This is a genomic window from Pedococcus sp. 5OH_020 (assembly GCF_027812955.1).
Taxonomy (GTDB): domain Bacteria; phylum Actinomycetota; class Actinomycetes; order Actinomycetales; family Dermatophilaceae; genus Pedococcus.
This window is the reverse complement of record NZ_JAPYZV010000010.1, coordinates 17,214-38,038: the sequence shown is the minus strand read 5'-3', so window position 1 is coordinate 38,038 and position 20,825 is coordinate 17,214. Positions and strand designations below refer to the sequence as shown.

Below are 20,825 nucleotides of genomic sequence, written 5' to 3'. Positions count from 1 at the left end.
CGCCCGGGTGCGAACGTCCTCGCTAGACTAGTGATCTCAGCCCCTGAGCGTCGCAACCGCAATTCGGGCGGTGCGTCCACCTTCCCCGTGTCGATGTCTGGAGTTCTGCCGCCGTGATTGCCGCCAGTGGGATCGAGCTGCGCGCTGGCTCCCGACTCCTCCTCGACGGGGCGACGTTCCGCATCGCCCCGGGCGACCGCGTCGGGCTCGTGGGCCGCAACGGTGCCGGCAAGACGACGCTCACCAAGGTCCTCGCCGGGCAGGGGCAGCCTGCCGCCGGGTCGGTGACCAGCAGTGGCGAGGTCGGCTACCTCCCGCAGGACCCCCGTACCGGCGACCTCCACGTGCTCGCCCGGGACAGGATCCTCTCTGCGCGCGGCCTGGACCGCATCATCACGCAGATGCGCGAGGCGGAGGCAGCGATGGCGAGCGCCGACGAGGAGACGCGCGAGAAGGCGATGCGGCGGTACAGCCGCCTGGAGGGCGAGTTCACCACTCGGGGCGGGTATGCCGCGGAGTCCGAGGCCGCGTCGATCGCCAGCGCGCTGGCACTGGAGGAGCGCATCCTCGGCCAGCCCCTGGCCACCCTGTCGGGTGGCCAGCGCCGGCGCGTCGAGCTGTCCCGCATCCTCTTCTCCGGAGCACAGACCCTGCTCCTGGACGAGCCCACCAACCACCTCGACGCCGACTCCATCGGCTGGCTCCGGGACTACCTCAAGGGCTACCAGGGCGGTCTCGTGGTCATCAGCCACGACGTCGACCTGCTCGACGCGGTGGTGAACCGGGTGTTCCACCTGGACGCCAACCGGGGGGAGCTCGACGTGTACAACGTCGGGTGGAAGCCGTACCTGGTGCAGCGCGAGACCGACGAGCGGCGTCGCAAGCGCGAGCTGGCCAACGCGCAGAAGAAGGCTGCCGCTCTCATGGAGCAGGCCGAGAAGATGCGTGCCAAGGCCACCAAGGCGGTCGCCGCCCAGAACATGATCAAGCGCGCGGAGCGGATGCTGGCCGGCGTGGAGGGGGAGCGGGTGACCGACAAGGTGGCCAAGCTGCGCTTTCCCGAACCGGCGCCCTGCGGGCGCACCCCCTTGCGTGCCACCGGGCTCTCCCGGTCGTACGGCAGCCAGGAGGTCTTCACCGATGTGGACCTCGCTATCGACCGTGGCTCCCGCGTCGTCGTCCTGGGCCTCAACGGCGCCGGCAAGACCACTCTGCTGCGCATGCTGGCCGGCGTGGACAGTCCCGACACCGGCCAGGTCGAACCCGGCCATGGGCTCAAGCTCGGCTACTACGCCCAGGAGCACGAGAACCTCGACGTCAGCCGGTCGGTGCTGGCGAACATGAAGTCGGCGGCGCCGGACTCCTTCGGCGAGACCGATGTTCGCAAGGTCCTCGGCTCCTTCCTGTTCAGCGGCGACGACGTCGACAAGCCGGCCTCGGTGCTCTCGGGAGGCGAGAAGACCCGCCTGTCCCTGGCGATGCTCGTGGTCTCGAGCGCGAACGTCCTGCTCCTCGACGAGCCGACCAACAACCTGGACCCCGCCTCTCGCGAGGAGATCCTGGGGGCGCTGCGGACGTACAAGGGGGCGGTGGTCCTCGTGACCCACGACGAGGGGGCGGTGGAGGCTCTGGAACCCGAGCGCATCCTGCTCCTACCGGACGGCGTCGAGGACCTCTGGGGTCAGGACTACCTGGACCTCATCGCGCTGGCGTAGCCGGCCAAGCCCCGCCACGGCCAGCGGCCCGGCGCAAGCCACCCGCGGCAGCGGCTGCCACCGCTTCCCCGCACCGCGAACGTGCGGGGGCCCCGATCGCCCACCGGTTACGTGGGGATTCGGGTCGGATAATGGACGGTTATGCAATCCATAAGCCGTTCGGCACAATAGACTGCGTGACGCAGACCCCTACCCGCCCCCAGCGCCAGGCTGGGAAGGCTACCGGCGCCTGGGCCGACGGCGACCGCACCCCGCTGAACCCCAACGAGGAGCTCAAGCAGGCCGACGACGGCCTCAACGTGCGGACCCGTATCGAGGAGGTCTACGCCAAGGAGGGCTTCGCGAGCATCCCGGGTGAGGACCTGCGGGGACGGATGCGCTGGTGGGGTCTGTACACCCAGCGCAAGCCCGGCATCGACGGTGGCAAGACCGCCACGCTGGACCCGAGCGAGCTCGACGCCGAGTACTTCATGCTCCGGGTGCGCAGCGACGGAGGCGCGCTGGACGGGGAGCAGCTGCGGACGGTCGCGGGCATCAGCCAGGAGTTCGCCCGCGACACGGCGGACGTCACCGACCGCCAGAACATCCAGCTGCACTGGATCCGGGTGGAGGACGTGCCGGAGATCTGGCGCAGGCTCGAGGCGGTCGGGCTGACCACGGCAGAGGCCTGCGGTGACACGCCACGCGTGATCCTCGGCTCGCCCGTGGCCGGGATCGCCGCGGACGAGGTCATCGACGGCACCCCTGCGATCCGCGAGATCCGCGAGCGCTACATCGGCAGCCCCGAGTTCTCGAACCTGCCGCGGAAGTTCAAGACCGCGGTCTCGGGCAGCCCCAGCCTCGACGTCGCCCACGAGGTGAACGACATCTCCTTCGTCGGCGTGCACCACCCCGACCACGGTCCCGGCTTCGACCTGTGGGTCGGCGGCGGGCTGTCCACGAACCCGATGTTCGCCGAGCGTCTGGGGGCCTGGGTCCCCCTCGCGGAGGTACCGGAGGTCTGGAGAGGCGTCGTCTCCATCTTCCGGGACTACGGCTACCGCCGTCTGCGCAACCGGGCTCGACTGAAGTTCCTCATGGCCGACTGGGGTCCGGCGAAGTTCCGGGACATCCTGGAGACCGAGTACCTCGGCCGGCCGCTGCTGGACGGGCCGGCACCCCAGGCGCCCTCGACGCGTCGGCGCGACCACGTGGGCGTCCACGCGCAGAAGGACGGACGCTTCTGGGTGGGTGTGGCTCCCGTCGCGGGACGGGTCAGCGGGACGGCCCTGGCGGCCGTCGCGGACCTCGCGTCGCGTCACGGCTCCGGTCGGGTCCGCCTGACGGCGCATCAGAAGATCCTCGTGCTCGACGTTCCACAGGCCGAGGTGGCTGCGCTCACGCGCGCGCTGGCCGCCGTGGGGCTCCCGGCCGCGCCGAGCGAGTGGCGGCGCGGGGTGATGGCGTGCACGGGCATCGAGTTCTGCAAGCTTGCCCTGGTCGAGACCAAGGCTCGCGCGCACACCGTGATCGCCGAGATGGAGCGGCGGCTCCCCGACTTCGACGTCCCCTTCTCCATCCACATCAACGGATGCCCGAACTCGTGTGCGCGGACCCAGGTGGCGGACGTGGGGCTCAAGGGCATGGTCCAGACGGACGACGAGGGCAACCTGGTCGAGATCTTCCAGGTGCACCTGGGCGGGGGGCTGGGCAGCGAGCCACAGCTTGCGCGCAAGACCCGCGCGCTCAAGGTCCGTGCGCAGGACCTTCCCGAGTACGTCGAGCGGCTGGCCGGCCGCTTCCTCGAGCAGCGCGAGGCCCAGGAGTCCTTCGCCCACTGGGCCCACCGCGCGGACGAGGGCGACCTGCGGTGACGGACACGGGACGGCTGTCGTCAGCCGCGATCTACTACTGCCCGTTCTGCGCCGAGGAGGACCTCCGGCCGGTGGAGGATCCGCAGGGCGCCTGGCGGTGCACCGCCTGCGCGCGCGTCTTCACCGTGTCGCTCGAGGCAGTTGACGCCGCGCACATCCCCGGGCGGCTGCGGGAGCAGGCCGCGCTCGAGAAGGCCCACCTCGAGCACGCCGAGTCGCACAAGGAGACGACATCATGACCGCTGTCACGCAGACGCGCTCGGCGCAGGAGCTGCGCACGCTGGCCGACGAGGCCGCCGCCCGGTTCACCGGACTGGAGGCGGCCGCCGAGGACGCGCCGGGCGGACGGACCGCATACGCGACCCGGGTGGAGCTGGCGCGAGAGGCGTTGCGATGGGCGGCCGAGACCTTCGGCGACAAGCTCACGGTCGCCTCATCGATGGGGGACGAGGTGCTGGTGCACCTGGTCGGCACGACCATCGAGGGCGCTGACGTCTTCTTCCTCGACACCGGGTACCACTTCGCCGAGACCCTCGGCACCCGGGACGCCTACCAGGCCATGCTGCCGTTGAGGATCCGGACCATCCTGCCCCTGCTCACCGTGCCGCAGCAGGACGCCCAGTACGGCGAGAAGCTGCACGACCGCGACCCCGACCAGTGCTGCGCGATGCGCAAGGTGGAACCGCTCAACCGGGCGCTGTCGACCCACCAGGCCTGGGTGACCGGCATGCGCCGGGCCGACGCCCCCACGAGGACCGACATCGGCCTGGTCGGCTGGGACGAGCGCAGGCAGATGGTCAAGCTCAACCCCATCGCCGCGTGGAGCGACGAGGACGTGGACCGGTATGTCGCGGAGCACCAGGTGTTCCTCAACCCCCTGCGGCAGGAGGGCTACACGTCCATCGGCTGCGCTCCCTGCACTCGTGCGGTGGCTCCTGGGGAAGACGCGAGAGCCGGCCGCTGGGCCGGCAAGGACAAGACCGAATGCGGGTTGCACACATGACCACGACAGCCGTCACCAACACCGCCACGGCGCTGCCGGCGCAGTACACCCTGGACCACCTGGACCACCTGGAGTCAGAGGCGATCCACATCTTCCGCGAGGTGGCCGGGGAGTTCGAGCGGCCGGTGATCCTGTTCAGCGGGGGCAAGGACTCCGTCGTGATGGTGCACCTGGCGCTCAAGGCGTTCGCACCGGCTGCACTGCCCTTCGCCCTGCTTCATGTCGACACCGGGCACAACTTCCCGGAGGTGCTCGAGTACCGCGACGCGACCGTGGCGCGGCTGGGCGTGCGGCTCGTCGTGGCGCAGGTCCAGGACTACATCGACGACGGGCGCCTGCGCGAGCGGGCGGACGGCACGCGCAACCCGCTCCAGACGGTCCCTCTGCTCGACGCGATCGAGGCGGGCAAGTTCGACGCCGTGTTCGGTGGCGGTCGCCGCGACGAGGAGAAGGCGCGGGCCAAGGAGCGCGTCTTCAGCCTGCGCGACTCCTTCGGAGCCTGGGACCCGCGACGTCAGCGTCCTGAGCTCTGGGACCTCTACAACGGCAGGCACGCCCCCGGCGAGCACGTGCGGGTCTTCCCGTTGTCCAACTGGACCGAGCTGGATGTCTGGCGCTACATCGAGCGCGAAGGCATCGCCCTGCCGGACCTCTACTACGCCCACGAGCGGGACGTCTTCCAGCGCGACGGCATGTGGCTCTCGGCGGGGGAGTGGGGCGGACCTCGCCAGCACGAGACCGTGGAGGCGCGGCGGGTCCGCTACCGGACCGTCGGGGACATGAGCTGCACCGGCGCCGTGGACTCCCAGGCGGTCGACGTCGCAGGCGTCATCCGGGAGCTGGCCGGCTCGCGACTGACCGAGCGCGGGGCCACGCGTGCGGACGACCGGCTGTCCGAGGCGGCCATGGAAGACCGCAAGAAGCAGGGGTACTTCTGATGACGACGACCCACGCCCAGCCGGCAGCGCACGCCTCCGGGCTGCCGACCGGCCGGCGACACGACCTGCTCCGCCTGGCGACGGCAGGGTCGGTCGACGACGGCAAGTCCACCCTGGTCGGCCGGCTCCTGTACGACACCAAGTCGGTTCTCGCCGACCAGCTCGACGCCGTCGAGCGGGTCAGCCGCGAGCGCGGGCTCGACGTCGCGGACCTCGCCCTGCTGACCGACGGCCTGCGGGCCGAGCGCGAGCAGGGCATCACCATCGACGTCGCCTACCGCTACTTCTCCACCGCCACGCGGTCCTATGTCCTCGCGGACACCCCGGGGCATGTGCAGTACACCCGCAACATGGTCACGGGGGCGTCGACGGCCGAGCTGGCGCTCATCCTTATCGACGCCCGCCATGGCGTCGTCGAGCAGACCCGGCGCCACCTGGCGGTCACCGGGCTGCTCGGGGTGCGGCACGTCGCCGTGGCCGTGAACAAGATGGACCTCGTCGACTGGGACCACGCCCGGTTCGAGGAGATCGTCGCGGAGTTCCGCCGGCACGCCGCGCGGTTCGGCATCGACGACGTCGTCGCCGTCCCGGTCTCGGCCCTGTTCGGCGACAACGTGGTCGACCGGTCCGACCGGGCGCCGTGGTACGCGGGACCGACCCTGCTGGAGCATCTGGAGGCGGTCCCCGTGGGGACGGACCCCTCCACCCAGCCGTTCCGGCTGCCGGTGCAGCATGTCATCCGGCCACAGAGTGCCCAGCACCGCGACTACCGCGGGTATGCGGGGCGCTTGGCCTCCGGCGTGGTGCGACCGGGTGACGAGGTGGTGGTCCTGCCTGCGGGGCGGCGCACCACCGTCAGCGGCATCGACCGCGCCCGGGCGGACGGCACCATCGAGTCGCTCGAGGTCGCCTTCGCGCCCCAGTCGGTGGTGCTGCGGCTGGCCGAAGACATCGACGTCAGCCGTGGGGACCTGCTCGCCGCGGCCGACACTCCAGGCCTGGTCACCCGCTCACTGTCCGGAACCGTGGCCGTGCTCTCCGACCGGCCGGTCCGTCACCGTGACCGCGTCCTGGTCCGGGTGGGGACGCGTACGGTCCGCGCCCTCGTCGAGGACGTGGTGGACCAGCTCGACATCGAGACGATGGAACAGCGCACGGCCCCCGATGGACTGGCCCTCAACGCGATCGGGAGGGTGCGCATCAAGCTCGCCGAGGACGTGGCCATCGACGACTACCGCGCCCTCCGTCGGACCGGGGCGTTCCTGCTCATCGACGACAGTGACGGCTCCACTCTGGCTGCCGGCATGGCGGACGCACCTGACCGCAGCGCCGGCGAGGGCATCTGATGGCCCGCCCGGCGTACTCGCTGACCCTCGACCTCGAAGGCCGACGGGTGGTCGTCGTGGGGGGCGGCCCGGTCGCCGCACGCCGCGCGCAGGGGCTGCTCGCGGCGGGAGCCGCCGTGCAGGTCGTCGCGCCCTGGGTCTGCGAGGACGTCCAGCAGCTGGTGGACGATGGCCGGGTCCGTTGGGAGCAGCGCGAGTATGTCGCGGGAGACCTGCTCACACCGGAACCCGCCTGGCTCGTCCAGACGGCCACGGGCGACCCGGCCGTGGACGCCCAGGTGGCTCGCGAGGCGGCTGCTGCGCGGATCTGGTGCGTGCAGGCAGGGGACGGCCGGGCGTCCAGCGCCTGGACCCCCGCGGTCGCCAGGGGAGCGGCCGGATCGCCGGCGGAGGGGATCACCGTGGCGGTGTCCGCAGCGGGTGACCCACGTCGTGCCATGGCTGTGCGCGACGCCGTCTCGGCCGCTCTGGACAGCGGTACGCTGCCGGTCCGTGGGACCCGCCGCACCCCGGAGCCAGGTGGCAGTGACCACGTCGCCGGACGCGTCGCTCTGGTCGGGGGCGGCCCAGGAGCGGAGGACCTGATCACCGTGCGCGGCAGGGCGCTGCTTGCCGCGGCGGACGTCGTGGTGGCGGACCGGCTGGGACCACGCGGCCTGCTCCGCGACCTCGCGGCTGAGGTCGAGGTGGTCGACGTCGGCAAGACCCCCGGGAACCACCCGGTCAGCCAGCAGCGGATCAACGAGCTGCTCGTCCATCACGCCCGGCTCGGCAGACGCGTCGTCCGGCTCAAGGGTGGCGACCCCTTCGTCCTGGGACGGGGTGGTGAGGAGGCGCTCTACTGCGTCCGACATGGGGTCGCGGTGGAGGTCGTGCCCGGCGTCACCTCCGCCGTGTCCGTCCCCGCTGCGGCGGGGATCCCGGTGACGCATCGAGGCATCACCGCCTCCTTCGTGGTGGCCTCCGCCCATGACGGTGCAGACGACGTGCTCCGAGCGGCGGCTGACGCGGCACCCGACGCCACGCTCGTCCTGCTCATGGGCGTCACGGGTCTGGAGCGGACCGCGAAGGCCCTCGTCGCCGCCGGCCGTCCGGAGAGCACGCCTGTCGCCCTCGTGGAGCGGGGGTGGACCGCCGACCAGCGCACCACCACGACGACGTTGGGTCGCGCCGCCGCAGACGCACGAGCCGCAGGGGTGCGCGCGCCCGCTGTCGTCGTGGTGGGCGAGGTCGTCGGCGTGCGTGCCGCACTCGGCGACCTCGCGGGAGTAGCGTCCGGCGGGTGAGCTCCGACCCCGACATCGTCCTGCTGGCCCATGGTTCGCCGGACCCCCGCCACGCTCGGGGGGTGCAGGCCCTCGCGGGTCGCGTCCAGTCCCTGGTGCCCCACCGGCCCGTGCACACTGCGTACCTCGACCACCACGCACCCAGCCCGACCGAGACGGCGGCGGTGCTCGGGGACCGCGCCGTCGTGGTCCCCGTCCTGCTGACCCCCGCGTTCCACGCGAAGGTGGACGTTCCCGAGGCGGTCGGGGTGATGCTTCGCCGGTCCGGCGCCGAGGTGGCCCTTGCGGCCTCGCTGGGACCGCACGAGCTCTTGCTGGACGGTGTGGACGAGCTGCTGGCCGCGGCGGGGCTAGCGCCGAACCGGCACACCGCTGTGGTCCTGTATGCCGCCGGGTCGAGCGACAGCGAGGCGGTGGCCACGGTGGCCCGCACCGTGGCGCAGCACCCCCGACAGGGCTGGGGCGCCTGGGGCGTGGCCGCCCTGGACGGGGGCGCGACCCTCGACCAGGTGCTGCGGACGCTGCCGGACGAGGTGGAACGGACCGTGGCGGTGTCGTTCATGGTCGCCGAGGGTGTGCTGCGCGACCGGATGGCCCAGGAGTGCGGACGCGCCGGCGTGCGGATGGTGCCCGGAGCCCTCGCGCACACCGAGGCGGTGGCACGACTGGTCCTGCGTCGCGCCGACAGCGTGCCCGCGTGAGCGGGCCCGTGTGAGCGCGCCCGACGACCTGCCCACGGACCCCAGCGACGAGCCCCCCGACCACGCTTCCGACCGTGACCGGCCGCACCCGCACCTGCGGCTCCATCGTGACGGGCTCGTCCTGACGGTCACGCTGGACAACGTGCCGCGACGCAACGCCCAGACGCCGAGCCTCTGGCGGGCCCTGGCGTCCGTGGCGGCGTCGCTGGATCCGGCGGTGCGCGTCGTCGTCCTGCGCGGCAACGGCCCGTCCTTCTCCGCGGGGCTGGATCGTGGGCTGCTGTCGGCCGACGGCGTCGAAGGGGAGCCGGACCTGTTGGCCCTCGCCGCCGCCGGAGCCGAGGCGGCGGAGGCGATGATCGCCGAGTTCCAGCAGGGCTTCGCGAGGTGGGGCGAGGTGCCGGCAGTGGTGGTGGCTTCGGTGCAGGGGCACGCGATCGGGGCGGGCCTCCAGCTCGCGCTCGCCGCGGACCTGCGAGTCGTGGCCGACGACGTGCAGCTCGGCATGCGGGAGACGTCGTTGGGGCTCGTGCCGGACCTGGCCGGCACGCAGCCGCTCGTCTCCCTGGTCGGGCTCGGCCGGGCGCTGGAGATCTGTGCCACCGGCCGGTTCGTCGGGGCTGCGGAGGCAGTGGCGATCGGCCTTGCGAACGTGGCCGTGCCCGCGGCGGACCTCGAGGCCGCGACGAGGGACCTCGTGGCCGGCCTGCTGTCCGCGCCGAACGCCGCCCTCCGTGAGCTGAAGCCGTTGCTCCGGGCCGCCGTCGGCGCCGACCCGGGCTCCCAGCTGCAGCGTGAGAGACAGGCTCAGGCCCGGCTCCTGCGGGCACTGGCCGCCTCGGCTGTCAGTGGCCGCGGTGAGGATGGGAATGCCGGCGGGTAGCTACCGCGTTGCCACGGCGTGAGTGAAGGAGTGGTCGCGTGAGCATGTCGGGCTGGATGGCGATGCGGTCGTTGACCCGCGACGACTCCGTCAAGGACCGCAAGCTCGCCCCCGGCACCGCCCGCAGGGTGATGGGCTACGCACAACCGTTCCGTCGCGAGATCGCGCTCTTCGTGGTGCTCGTCGTGGTGGACTCGGCCCTGGTGGTCGCCACGCCGCTGCTCCTCAAGGAGCTCATCGACCGTGGCATCACCCCCCGCGACCGCGGGGTCGTCATCGACCTGGCGCTCATCGTCGCGGCGCTGGCCGTCGGGGACGGGATCCTGACGCTCGTCGAGCGGTGGTACTCGAGCCGGATCGGCGAGGGGCTCATCTACTCCCTGCGGACCCAGGTCTTCGCGCATGTCCTGCGCCAGCCCATCGCCTTCTTCACCCGGGCCCAGACCGGTGCCCTGGTCAGCAGGCTCAACAGCGACGTCATCGGAGCGCAGCAGGCGTTCACGTCGGTCCTGTCGAGCGTCGTGAGCAACGTCGTGTCGCTGGCGCTCATCATCGGCACCATGGCGACCCTCTCCTGGCAGCTCACGGCCGCCTCCCTGGCCCTGGTGCCGTTCTTCCTCCTCCCGGCCCGGTACATGGGCAAGCGGCTCGCAGGCCTGACCCACGCCCAGATGGGCCTCAACGCCGACCTCGGGTCGCGGATGACCGAGCGCTTCAACGTCGCCGGGGCGCTGCTCGTCAAGCTCTTCGGCGACCCGCAGCGTGAGGACCGTGAGTACTCCGGGCAGGCGGCCGGGGTGCGCGACATGGGCGTCAAGATCGCGTTGAACCGCAGCGTGTTCTTCGTGGCGCTGACCCTCGTCGCCTCGCTGGCCACCGCGATGGTCTACGGCCTCGGAGGGCTGATGGCGGTGAGTGGCTCACTGACCGTCGGTACGTTGCTCGCCCTCACCGCGCTGCTCGCGCGGCTGTACGGTCCGCTCACCTCGCTGTCCAACGTGCGGGTCGACGTCATGACGGCACTCGTCTCCTTCGAGCGGGTCTTCGAGGTCCTCGACCTGAAGCCGCTGGTGACGCAGAGCCCGAGTGCGCGGCCAGTGCCGGCCGGACCGGTCAGGGTCGAGGTGGAAGGCGTCGCCTTCCGCTACCCCTCGGCGGACGAGGTCTCCCTGGCGTCCCTGGAGAGCGTGGCGGCGGGGGACCGCAAGGGCTCCGGCGCGGTGCTGCTCGACGTGGACTTCGAGGTGCTGCCCGGACAGCTCGTCGCGCTCGTGGGTCCCAGTGGTGCCGGCAAGTCCACCATCACGGCCCTGCTCGCGCGGCTGTACGACCCGAGCGCCGGAGCGGTCCGGATCAACGGGCTCGACCTTCGGGAGGCGACCCTGGAGTCGGTGGCCCGGACAGTTGGCATGGTGACCCAGGAGGCGCACCTCTTCCACGACACCATCCGCGCCAACCTCCTCTACGCGGCACCGCAGGCCACCGAGCCCGAGCTTGTCGAGGCTCTGAAGGCGGCCCAGGTGTGGTCGCTGGTCAGCGCCCTGCCGGAGGGGCTCGACACGGTGGTCGGCGACCGGGGTCACCGGCTGTCCGGCGGCGAGAAGCAGCGACTGGCTCTGGCCCGGCTGCTGCTGAAGGGTCCTGGGCTGCTCGTCCTCGACGAGGCGACCGCCCACCTGGACAGCGAGTCGGAGGCGGCCGTCCAGCGGGCCCTCGACACGGCGCTCCACGGCCGCACCGCGGTGGTCATCGCCCACCGCCTGTCCACGGTGCGAGGGGCCGACCAGATCCTCGTCGTCGACCAGGGCCGCATCGTCGAGCGCGGCACCCACCGCGAGCTGATGGCCGCTGGTGGCCTCTACAGCGACCTCTACACGACGCAGTTCGCCGACCAGGAGTCCGACATCCCCGCATGACTGCGGGGGTGTCCAGCTCGTGCGCGAGGACTCAGGCGTCCTCCTCGTCCCAGATGCGTACCTTCCGGGCAGCGGGGACCAGGCTCGCGCCCGGCTCCAACGCCTTCCCCTCCCGGTACTCACGGCGGGCGCCGAACCAGACCAGCACGAACCCGCCGGCCATCGCAGCCCACCACTGGAACGCGTAGGCCTGATGCGGGCCCAGGTCTGTGTCGGGCGCCTCCAGGGGCGTGGGGCGAGGCGGCGACGTCCCGTCGGGCCGGCGTTCCACCTCGAGCACCACGTAGCCGCCCAGTAGCGGTCTCCCGACCTGCCGGCTCGCCTCCTGGAGGTTGATGCTGGCCAGCTGTCCCGCGGGCGGCCTGCGTCCGAGGGACGGTTCCGATCGCCTGAGCCACCCTGTGACCGTGACGGCGTCGGATGGCGCCGGCGGGACCTGCGGTGGCGTCTCGGCGGTCTTGGCGTTCACCACCCATCCTCGGTCGACGAGCACGGTGGAGCCCTGGTCGTCGACCAGCGGGACCAGCACCTCGTATCCGTAGGTACCTTCGAACGGTCGGTTGCGCACCAGCAGGGTCTGGCTCCCGGCATACCGGCCGTGCATCGTGACGCGCGTCCACTCCAGGGCGAGCGGAAGGGGTGCGGCGCCCAGGACGTCCTCCACCGGCCGCGGCCGGGCGTCGTAGTGGGCATGGATGCGGTCGGCCCGAGCCGCCTTGGCCTCGTACCGATGCCACTGCCACCGCCCCAGGAAGAAGGCCGCGACGGCGAACGCCAGGGCTACGGCAAGGGCGCCCAGCCACCGTCGCGATATGAGCACCCTTAGCACCGGATCACGGTACCCGGCTTAGGCTGGTGTCCATGACCGGCCTGCCGTTCCCTCGCGTGCGCGAGCTGAGCCCTGCTCCGGCGGGCCTGGCGGGGCTCCCCGACCAGCTCGGCCGGGTCGCGCGCGACCTACGGGTCTCCGTCACGGACCGGTGCAACCTTCGGTGCCGTTACTGCATGCCTGCCGAGGGGCTGCCCTGGCTGGCGAAACCGGAGATGCTGACCGACGACGAGCTGGTCCGGGTGGTGGGCGTCTTCGTGCGCCTGGGGGTCCGGCAGGTGCGGCTGACCGGCGGGGAGCCGTTGTTGCGCAGGTCCCTCGTGGACGTCGTCCGCCGGATCGCCGAGCTGCGGCCGCGCCCACGCATCGCCATGACGACGAACGGCATCGGCCTGGACCGCCTGGCGCAGCCGCTCGCCGCGGCCGGGCTGGACCGGGTGAACGTCAGTCTGGACACCATCGACGCCGAGGAGTTCGCCGACCTCACCCGCCGCGACCGGCTGCACGACGTGGAAGCGGGCCTGAAGGCCGCGTCGCAGGCCGGGCTCGTGCCGGTGAAGGTGAACGCGGTGGCCATGCGTGGCATCAACGACCGCTCGGTTGCGCAGCTGTTGCAGTGGTGCCTGGACCGGGGGTACGAGCTGCGCTTCATCGAGCAGATGCCGCTCGACGCCCAGCACGGGTGGGACGCCTCCACGATGGTCTCGGCCGCGGAGGTTCGGGAGCGGCTGGCGGAGCGGTTCGAGCTCACGGCGCTCCCCGAGTCCGACCGGGGCAGCGCCCCGGCGGAGCGGTTCCTGGTCGACGGCGGGCCGCAGACCGTGGGCATCATCGCCAGCGTCACAGCCCCCTTCTGTGCCGCCTGCGACCGCACCAGGCTCACGGCCGACGGCCAGGTCCGCAACTGCCTCTTCTCCCAGCGGGAGACCGACCTTCGCGGCCCCCTGCGCGACGGCGCGGACGACGACCAGCTGGCCCGGCTCATCCAGGGCGAGATGTGGCGCAAGGCGCCGGGCCACGGGATCGGCTCGGCCGACTTCGTCCAGCCCGACCGGCCGATGTCTGCCATCGGCGGCTGAGGACCAGAACACAGCAGGTCGGCGGCTCAGCCGGCAGTCGCGGGAATGGCGTCCGCCGGCACCGTCTCGACGAGGAACCCGCGGACCGACAGGAAGTCGCCCAGGGACGTCCGGTGGTCGTCGCAGGCGAGCCAGACCTTACGCCGCTGCGGATCGTGGAGGGACGGGTTGTTCCACAGGTGCGCCCAGGTGGCCGACGCGCGACAGCCCTTGGCGCTGCAGAGCAGAGAGCTCATCAGCGCTCGAGCTGGTCGGGGCCGTCGCCGTGGGGCGTCACGGGTGCAGAGCTCCCCGGCGGGCGCGGTCGGACAGCGTTCGCCATCACGACGGCGACATACGGCAGGACGACAGCGGCGACAGCGAACGAGCCCCACACCCACCAGGGCGCTCCTGCCGTGGCGGTGACGACCGCGAGGACGAAGCACACCGTCCGGATCCCCATCGTGACGAGGTACCGCCGGATGCGGCCGGACTGCTCCTCGGCCAGCGACGACGGGGCGGAGGTCACCGACTGGACGACCGGTTCGTCGTCGTGGTGGTGGGAGCGGTGCGGCACAGGTCCACGATAGGCGCCTTCGGATGCGGTGTACCGATCGGTAGTCGATAGGGTCGCTCGCGTCGACGACAGCACGGCGGAAGGAGACGCATGACAGCCCGCAACGTCCTGGTCACCGGCGGCAACCGGGGCATCGGGCTGAGCATCGCCACCACCCTCGCGGACGCCGGCCACCAGGTCGTGGTCACGCACCGGTCCGGTGAGCCGCCACAGGGGCTCCAGGGGGTCCGCTGCGAGGTGACGGACACCGCCTCGGTGGACCAGGCCTTCACCGACGCCGAGAGCCTCCTGGGTGCTCCGGTGGACGTTCTGGTGGCGAACGCCGGAGTGACCAGGGACCAGCTCCTCATGAGGATGAGCGACGAGGACTTCGACACCGTTCTGGACACCAACCTGGCCGGCGCCTTCCGCTGCGCCCGTCGTGCGGTCAAGGGGATGATCCGTCAGCGCCGCGGCCGGATCGTCTTCATCTCGAGCGTGGTGGGGCTCTACGGGTCCCCAGGCCAGACCAACTACTCCGCCAGCAAGGCGGGCCTCGTGGGGCTGGCCCGCTCGATCTCCCGTGAGCTCGGCGGTCGTGGCATCACGGCCAACGTGGTGGCCCCGGGCTTCATCGAGACCGACATGACCGCCGATCTGCCCGACGACCGCAAGAAGGCCTACCAGGCCAGCATTCCTGCAGGGCGGTTCGCCCAGCCGGAGGAGGTTGCGGCCGCCGTCCGCTTCCTGGTGTCCGACGACGCGGCATACATCACCGGCGCGGTGATCCCCGTCGACGGCGGCCTCGGCATGGGTCACTGACCCACGACCTCCCTCACCTCACGAGATCGGAGACCCGACCATGCTCCTCGAGGGCAAGAAGCTGCTCGTCACCGGAGTCCTGATGGACTCCTCGATCGCCTTCCACGTGGCCAAGCTGGCACAGGAGCAGGGCGCCGAGGTGGTGCTGACGTCCTTCGGACGCACCATGCGGATCACGCAGACCATCGCCAAGCGCCTGCCCACCACTCCACCGGTGGTAGAGCTCGACGTCACCGACCAGGGCCACCTCGACTCGTTGGCAGAGCGGGTCGGCGAGCACGTGGACCACCTCGACGGGGTGCTGCACTCGATCGGCTTCGCGCCGCAGGGGGCGTTCAACTTCCTGGAGGGCACGTTCGAGGACGTGTCAACGGCGATGCACGCCTCCGCCTACTCCCTCAAGGCTCTCGGGGTCGCCGCCCTGCCCCTGATGCAGGGCGGCGGCAGCATCGTCGGGCTGACCTTCGACGCCAAGTACGCCTGGCCGGTGTACGACTGGATGGGGGTCGCCAAGGCGGCGTTCGAGTCGACGAACCGGTACCTCGCACGTGACTTCGGGCCCAAGGGGATCCGGTGCAACCTCGTCGCGGCCGGCCCCATCCGGACCACGGCCGCGAAGTCGATCCCGGGGTTCCAGACCTTCGAGGACACCTGGGGGCAGCGGGCGCCCCTGGGATGGGACGTCAACAACGCGCTTCCCGCTGCCCAGGCCTGTGTGGCGCTGCTGTCCGACTGGTTCCCCGCCACGACGGCCGAGATCGTGCACGTCGACGGTGGCGTCCACGCGATGGGCCAGTAGGGCACCGTCTCGGTTCTGCCCCCTGCCGCCGTTAGGCTCCCGGCATGACGTCGGAGACCGCTGTCGCCGTGACCGAGATGCGGCTCCTGGAGGGTCCCAACCTCTACTTCGGCAAGCCCGCCACCAAGGTGAGCCTGGAGCTGCCGGGCTACCTGGCAGCACGCGAGGCGTCGCTGTCCGAGCTTGCCCGGCGGATCGGGATGCGAGGCGCGCGCCCGGGCGCCCCAGGGACGGAGCAGCGTCAGCGGTTCGTCATGCGTGTCGTCGAACGAGCAGTACGCCGCGTGGCGACGGCGAGCGGCACCACCCGGCTGGGGGTCCGGACCCGGCCGGGGGGCCTACCGGAAGAGGTCGTCGTCGCGTTCGTGTGGCGCAGGCGGGGACGTGCCCACGCGCTGGGTGCCTCCGTCGCACCCGTCCTCGAGGCGTGGCTGCAGGGACGTGACGTCGTCGAGCAGCAGGCCAGGGCTGTCAGCCAGGCGGAGCCGGGAGACCGCCCTTCCGTCCTGCGCCCCACCATCCCGGTCGTCTCGGTGACGGGGACGAACGGCAAGACGACCACGACCCGCCTGCTGGGCCATATCGGGATGACGGCCGGGCTGCGCACCGCCTGGTCGTCGACCGACGGGATCGTCGTGCAGGGCGAGATGGTGGAGCCGGGGGACTACTCCGGTCCCGCGGGCGCGCGCGGCGTGCTGACCTCGCCGGGGGTCCAGCTGGGCATCCTGGAGACGGCCCGGGGTGGCATGCTGCTCAAGGGGATGGGCGTCTCGTCCAACGACGTCAGCGTGGTGACGAATGTGTCGGCCGACCATCTCGGCATGCAGGGCATCGACACGGTCGACCAGCTCGCCGAGGTGAAGGCGATCGTGACGAAGGCGACGCGCCCGACCGGCTGGGTGGTGCTCAACGGGGACGACCCCCGCGTCTGGGCCATGAGGGCGGGCATCAAGGCGCGTCCTTGGGTGTTCACGCTGCGCGCCGACTCGCCTGCGGTGCGGGAGTCCTTGGACCTCGGGGGCAGGGCCCTCACGATCCTGGACGGGCACCTCACCGTGCTCCAGAACGGTCAGGACCCGGACCGCCTGGTGAGCATCCTCGACGTGCCCGCCACCATGGCGGGGCTCTCGCAGCACAACATGGCCAACGCCCTCGCCGCCACGGCCGCGGCACTCGGGGTGGGGCTGCCCCGGGACGCGGTGGTGAAGGGCCTGCGCACCTTCGTGCCGGACGGCCGGCTCAACCCGGGACGGATGAACACGTACACGCTGCCCCGCCCGGACGGCGGCAGCATCACGGTGATCGTGGACCTGGCCCACAACGAGGCCGGCCTCGAGGCGCTGCTCGACGTCGCCCGCGGCCTGACGGCATCCGGCGGGCAGGTGCACCTCGGTCTGGGGCTGGCCGGTGACCGCACGGACGACCTCCTCGAGGCCATGGGCGAGCTCGCGGGCCTGCGCGCCGACCGCGTGGTGGCCGCCCACAAGGCTCACTACCTGCGCGGACGGACGATGCAGGATCTCGAGCAGCATCTGCGGGCAGGGCTCGCGCGCGCGGGCGTCTCGGACATCGAGTCCTACGGCACCGAGCTCGCGGGGCTGCAGGCCCTCGTCCCGGGAGCCGCCGACGGCGATGTCGTCGCGTTGATGTGCCACGCCGAGAGGGCGCAGGTCATCGAGTGGCTGGAGTCGCAGGGGGCGACCGCCGACGGGCCGCAGGACATCCGGCGCAAGGTCGTCGCCTCACGCGGGGAGCACGAGCTCGAGGCCGCCATTGCCGAGGTCTGGCAGCTCGGCGAGGACCAGGCCCGCGTAGAGGCTGCCGCGGCGCTGCACCGGCGGCATCCGTCGGACGGTCGCCTGATGTACGAGCTGGCCTGCGCGCTCGACGCCGCCGGCAAGGAGCATGACGCGATCCCGCTCTACCGGGAGTGCTTGGCGACAGGGCTGCGCGAGCCGCACCGGCACCGCGCGAGGATCCAGCTCGCCTCCAGCCTGCGGGTCACCGGTCAGCCGGAGGCCGCCTACGAGCTCCTCACCGAGCTGAGCGGCGAGCGCCCGGGCAGCGCGGCCGTGGCGGCGTTCCGCGCGCTGGCTGCGGTCGACATCGGCCGCGCCGACCAGGCCGTGGCCGACCTCGTCGACACGCTGCTCCACCACGCCGGCGACGAGGACACCCTGAGCTACCAGCGGGCCCTGCACGCGTATGCCGAGGAGCTGCGTCCCCGCTGACGTCCGGGACCGGCTCTGGTCGGTCAGACGGTGGCCGAGTCGCTCTCGGGAACGGCCGCCTCGTCACCGGACTGCTGGGCCTCGGACTGCAGCTCCGCCGGGTCGAGGTCGGGATCTCCGGTGCCCTCTGGGTTGTGCGCGCCGGCCTGCGCCGAGTGGGTGAGCTGCTCCAGCTCCGCCAGCACCTCCGCGTGCTGGTCGACGCAGAGCACCACGACGTCCCCAGGGTTGGCCCTCGCCATGCAGTGTCGGACCGCCTCCACCTCGTTCAGGACGGTCTCCACCTGCCGGCACCGCACGCCCTCCTTTCCGATCTCACCCTTGGCGCCTTCGGCGATGAGGGCAGCGGTCTGGCCGGCCGGTCGACCGCGCAGCCGCTGGTCCTCGCGGACGACGACCACGTCGAAGTGGTGCGCCGCGATTGCCCCGAGCTCACGCATGTCGTCGTCACGGCGGTCACCGGCCGTGGACACCATGCCGATGCGCGAGACCTTCCCGAGGTCGCTCTGCCCCGTCTTCTGGGCGGCATACCCGTCCACGAACTCGCCGAGCACCCGCATACCGGGCGCGTTGTGGCAGTAGTCGACGAAGACGTCGACGTTGTGGACGTTGACGAGGTTCATCCGTCCCGGCGACAGGTAGTACGAGGTCGTGAAGGTCCGCAGTCCCTGACGGATCTCGTGCAGTCCCGCGCCCGCCGCGAAGGCCGCACCGGCCGCCGCCATGGCGTTCGCCACGTTGAACTTCGCAGTGCCTCCGAACGTGGACGGCAGCAGGTGGGTCCACGCCAGCTGCATGGACCGCCTGCCGTGCTTGATGACGATCATGTCGCCGCGGTCCGTCGGCTCGAGCACCACGGCCCGGCCCCCTCGTCGGCAGGCCTCCTCGATGAACTCGCGCACGGGGGTCCCGGGCGGCTGCAAGGAGAACCAGACGATCCCGCCGGAACAGCGGCGCCGCATCCTCCGGACGAGGGCGTCATCGGCGTTGAGCACCGCGAAACCGCTGCGGGGCACCGCCTCCACGACGACAGCCTTGACGTCGGCGAGCTGCTCGAGGGTGTCGATCCCCTTCATGCCGAGGTGGTCGGGGGCGACATTGGTGACGACCGCGACGTCGTTGCGGTCATAGCCCAGCCCCTCGCGCAGGATCCCGCCACGCGCCACCTCCATGACGGCGAAGTCCACCCTGGGGTTCTGCAGGACCATCCGGGCCGAGCGGGGCCCTGAGGCGTCGGCCTTGTAGACGAGCCGCTCGTCGATGACGATCCCGTCGGTGGAGGTCATGCCGACCTTGCGGCCGATCCCCTTGAAGATGTGGGCGATCATCCGCGACGTCGTCGTCTTGCCGTTGGTCCCGGTCACCGCGACGATCGGGACCCGGGAGGGGGAGCCGGGCGGGAAGAGCAGGTCGACGACCGGCTTGGCGATGAACTGCGGCTCACCGACGGTCGGATGGGTATGCATCCGGAACCCCGGTGCCGCGTTGACCTCACAGATGGCGCCGCCCGTCTCACGCACCGGCGAGGCGATGTCGGGGCAGATGAAGTCGATGCCCGCGACGTCGAGACCGATCATGCGGGCCGCCTCCTCGGCGATCTCCACGTTGTCGGGGTGCGCGTCGAAGGTCCGGTCCACGGAGATCCCGCCGGTCGACATGTTGCCGGTCAGGGCCAGCTTGACCATCTGCCCCTCGGGCGCCACGTCCTCCATGGTGAGGCCCTGGTCGCGGACGAGCCGCTCGGCCGCCGCGTCGACCCTGATCCGGGTCAGCACCTTCTCGTGCCCGACACCGCGACGCGGGTCGGCGTTCGTGATGTCGACCAGCTCGGCCACCGTATGGGTGCCGTCACCCACCACGTGGGCCGGCACCCGCTCGGCGATGGCCTGCATCCGTCCGCCGACGATGAGGCAGCGGTAGTCGCGGCCGGTGACGAAGGACTCGACGATCACCGGGCCACGGCGGGACTCCTCCTGCGCCGTGGCGAACCCGTCACGTACCTCGTCGTCGGACTGCAGGTTCAGGCAGACACCACGTCCGTGGTTGCCGTCGAGCGGCTTGACGACGACGGGGAAGCCGATCCGCCGCGCGGCCGCCACGGCGCCTTCCGCGCTACGGACCGTCTCCTGCTTGGGGACCGGCAGCCCGGCGGACGCCAGCAACCGTGTCGTCATGTCCTTGTCGCTGGCGATGTCGACCGCCAGTGCCCCGGTCTTGGATGTCATGGTGGCCCGGATGCGCTGTGCGTGGACGCCTTGGCCGAGCTGCACCAGCGACGCGGCGTTGAGCCGGATGTAGGGGATGTCCCGGGCCACCGCCTCCTCGAGGATGGCGGCGGTGGAGGGCCCGAACGCGGTCCGTTGCGCCCGTCGCAAGAACGCCTCGAGCTCGTCGGGGAAGTCGAAGCCCTCTTCGGCCTGGACCAGATGGTTCACCAGCCGCACGGCGAGCTCGCCCGCGGCGAGCCCGACCGTCTCGTCGGTGTAGTCGTAGATGACGTTGTACCGGCCGGCGTGGCCCTTCACGGCCCGGGTCTTGCCACGGCGCAGGTCGTGCCCGGCCTCCTGCTGAAGCTGCAGTGCAACGTGCTCCGCAACATGGCCCAGCCAGGTGCCGTCGCGGAGACGTTCGACGAAGCCGCCCTTGACCCCTCGCGAGCAGGTGTGGTTCTTCAGACCGGGCAGCAGGTCCACCAGCGCGTCGGTGAACCCGTCCAGGGAGTCGCTCGGGTACCCCTCGAGGACTCCAAGGTCGACCACGAGGTGGATCGCGGGGTTGTAGGACCAGATGTTCCCACCGCGGTAGACCCGTGACTCGACGATCCGCAGGTCCGGAGCAGGCGGTCCCGTCGGGGTGGGGCGATCAGCCATCGGTACTCCTAGCGGTCGG

General features: G+C 71.6%; 18 protein-coding genes. 14 read left to right on the top strand and 4 right to left on the bottom strand.

The window, feature by feature from the left end:
• The first annotated feature begins 113 nt into the window (after positions 1-113).
• The 10 genes from PHA84_RS17290 to PHA84_RS17245 all read left to right on the top strand — a co-directional run bounded on the left by PHA84_RS17290 (position 114) and on the right by PHA84_RS17245 (position 11,641).
• The gene (locus PHA84_RS17290) at positions 114-1,715 is read left to right on the top strand and encodes an ABC-F family ATP-binding cassette domain-containing protein (RefSeq protein ID WP_270889385.1); all 1,602 of its coding nucleotides are present in this window, start codon (positions 114-116) and stop codon (positions 1,713-1,715) included.
• A gap of 131 nt (positions 1,716-1,846) precedes the next feature.
• Positions 1,847-3,568 (top strand): nitrite/sulfite reductase, encoded by a 1,722-nt coding sequence (locus tag PHA84_RS17285; protein ID WP_270889384.1) that lies wholly within the window; start codon positions 1,847-1,849, stop codon positions 3,566-3,568.
• On the top strand, positions 3,565-3,807 hold the full coding sequence (locus PHA84_RS17280; protein WP_270889383.1) for a hypothetical protein: 243 nt from the start codon (positions 3,565-3,567) through the stop codon (positions 3,805-3,807). The genes PHA84_RS17285 and PHA84_RS17280 overlap by 4 nt, the downstream gene beginning before the upstream one ends.
• Positions 3,804-4,571, top strand: coding sequence for a phosphoadenylyl-sulfate reductase (locus PHA84_RS17275; protein ID WP_270889382.1), 768 nt, complete (start codon positions 3,804-3,806; stop codon positions 4,569-4,571). The genes PHA84_RS17280 and PHA84_RS17275 overlap by 4 nt, the downstream gene beginning before the upstream one ends.
• Positions 4,568-5,509: a sulfate adenylyltransferase subunit CysD gene (gene cysD, locus PHA84_RS17270; RefSeq protein WP_270889381.1), complete on the top strand. Its 942-nt coding sequence runs from the start codon at positions 4,568-4,570 to the stop codon at positions 5,507-5,509. Before PHA84_RS17275 ends, cysD begins: the two co-directional genes overlap by 4 nt.
• Positions 5,509-6,855 carry a sulfate adenylyltransferase subunit 1 gene (locus PHA84_RS17265; RefSeq protein WP_270889380.1) on the top strand — a complete coding sequence of 449 codons (1,347 nt, stop codon included), beginning with the start codon at positions 5,509-5,511 and terminating at the stop codon, positions 6,853-6,855. The genes cysD and PHA84_RS17265 overlap by 1 nt, the downstream gene beginning before the upstream one ends.
• Entirely contained in the window at positions 6,855-8,141 is a 1,287-nt protein-coding gene (gene cobA, locus PHA84_RS17260; protein WP_270889379.1) for a uroporphyrinogen-III C-methyltransferase, read from the top strand. Before PHA84_RS17265 ends, cobA begins: the two co-directional genes overlap by 1 nt.
• Positions 8,138-8,842 carry a sirohydrochlorin chelatase gene (locus PHA84_RS17255; protein ID WP_270889378.1) on the top strand — a complete coding sequence of 235 codons (705 nt, stop codon included), beginning with the start codon at positions 8,138-8,140 and terminating at the stop codon, positions 8,840-8,842. Before cobA ends, PHA84_RS17255 begins: the two co-directional genes overlap by 4 nt.
• A 10-nt stretch (positions 8,843-8,852) precedes the next feature.
• Complete coding sequence (locus tag PHA84_RS17250) at positions 8,853-9,725, top strand: enoyl-CoA hydratase/isomerase family protein (RefSeq protein WP_270889377.1); 873 nt, start codon at positions 8,853-8,855, stop codon at positions 9,723-9,725.
• A gap of 44 nt (positions 9,726-9,769) precedes the next feature.
• A complete protein-coding gene (locus PHA84_RS17245) occupies positions 9,770-11,641 on the top strand; it encodes an ABC transporter ATP-binding protein (RefSeq protein WP_270889481.1) in 1,872 nt (623 codons plus the stop codon).
• 31 nt (positions 11,642-11,672) lie between these two features.
• Here the strand turns inward: PHA84_RS17245 and PHA84_RS17240 are convergent, their stop codons facing one another.
• Positions 11,673-12,470: an SURF1 family cytochrome oxidase biogenesis protein gene (locus tag PHA84_RS17240; protein WP_270889376.1), complete on the bottom strand. Its 798-nt coding sequence runs from the start codon at positions 12,468-12,470 to the stop codon at positions 11,673-11,675.
• Positions 12,471-12,502: 32 nt separating this feature from the next.
• On the opposite strand from PHA84_RS17240, the gene moaA reads away from it, so the two are divergent.
• Complete coding sequence (moaA, locus tag PHA84_RS17235) at positions 12,503-13,549, top strand: GTP 3',8-cyclase MoaA (protein ID WP_270889375.1); 1,047 nt, start codon at positions 12,503-12,505, stop codon at positions 13,547-13,549.
• 26 nt (positions 13,550-13,575) lie between these two features.
• Here moaA and PHA84_RS17230 read toward each other — a convergent pair whose 3' ends face one another.
• Together PHA84_RS17230 and PHA84_RS17225 are read right to left on the bottom strand one after the other, a co-directional pair.
• The gene (locus PHA84_RS17230) at positions 13,576-13,785 is read right to left on the bottom strand and encodes a hypothetical protein (protein WP_270889374.1); all 210 of its coding nucleotides are present in this window, start codon (positions 13,783-13,785) and stop codon (positions 13,576-13,578) included.
• Positions 13,785-14,105 (bottom strand): DUF3099 domain-containing protein, encoded by a 321-nt coding sequence (locus PHA84_RS17225; protein ID WP_270889373.1) that lies wholly within the window; start codon positions 14,103-14,105, stop codon positions 13,785-13,787. The genes PHA84_RS17230 and PHA84_RS17225 overlap by 1 nt, the downstream gene beginning before the upstream one ends.
• Positions 14,106-14,195: 90 nt before the next feature.
• On the opposite strand from PHA84_RS17225, the gene PHA84_RS17220 reads away from it, so the two are divergent.
• Genes PHA84_RS17220 through PHA84_RS17210 form a run of 3 tightly spaced genes read left to right on the top strand, consistent with a single transcriptional unit; the run spans position 14,196 to position 17,936 of the window.
• Positions 14,196-14,906 carry a beta-ketoacyl-ACP reductase gene (locus PHA84_RS17220; RefSeq protein ID WP_270889372.1) on the top strand — a complete coding sequence of 237 codons (711 nt, stop codon included), beginning with the start codon at positions 14,196-14,198 and terminating at the stop codon, positions 14,904-14,906.
• Positions 14,907-14,946: 40 nt separating this feature from the next.
• Complete coding sequence (fabI, locus tag PHA84_RS17215; protein ID WP_270889371.1) at positions 14,947-15,705, top strand: enoyl-ACP reductase FabI; 759 nt, start codon at positions 14,947-14,949, stop codon at positions 15,703-15,705.
• 44 nt (positions 15,706-15,749) lie between these two features.
• Positions 15,750-17,936: a tetratricopeptide repeat protein gene (locus PHA84_RS17210; RefSeq protein ID WP_270889370.1), complete on the top strand. Its 2,187-nt coding sequence runs from the start codon at positions 15,750-15,752 to the stop codon at positions 17,934-17,936.
• Between the two features lie 23 nt (positions 17,937-17,959).
• On the opposite strand, the gene cphA is transcribed toward PHA84_RS17210, so the two are convergent.
• The gene (gene cphA, locus PHA84_RS17205) at positions 17,960-20,806 is read right to left on the bottom strand and encodes a cyanophycin synthetase (protein WP_270889369.1); all 2,847 of its coding nucleotides are present in this window, start codon (positions 20,804-20,806) and stop codon (positions 17,960-17,962) included.
• Positions 20,807-20,825: the final 19 nt, after the last annotated feature.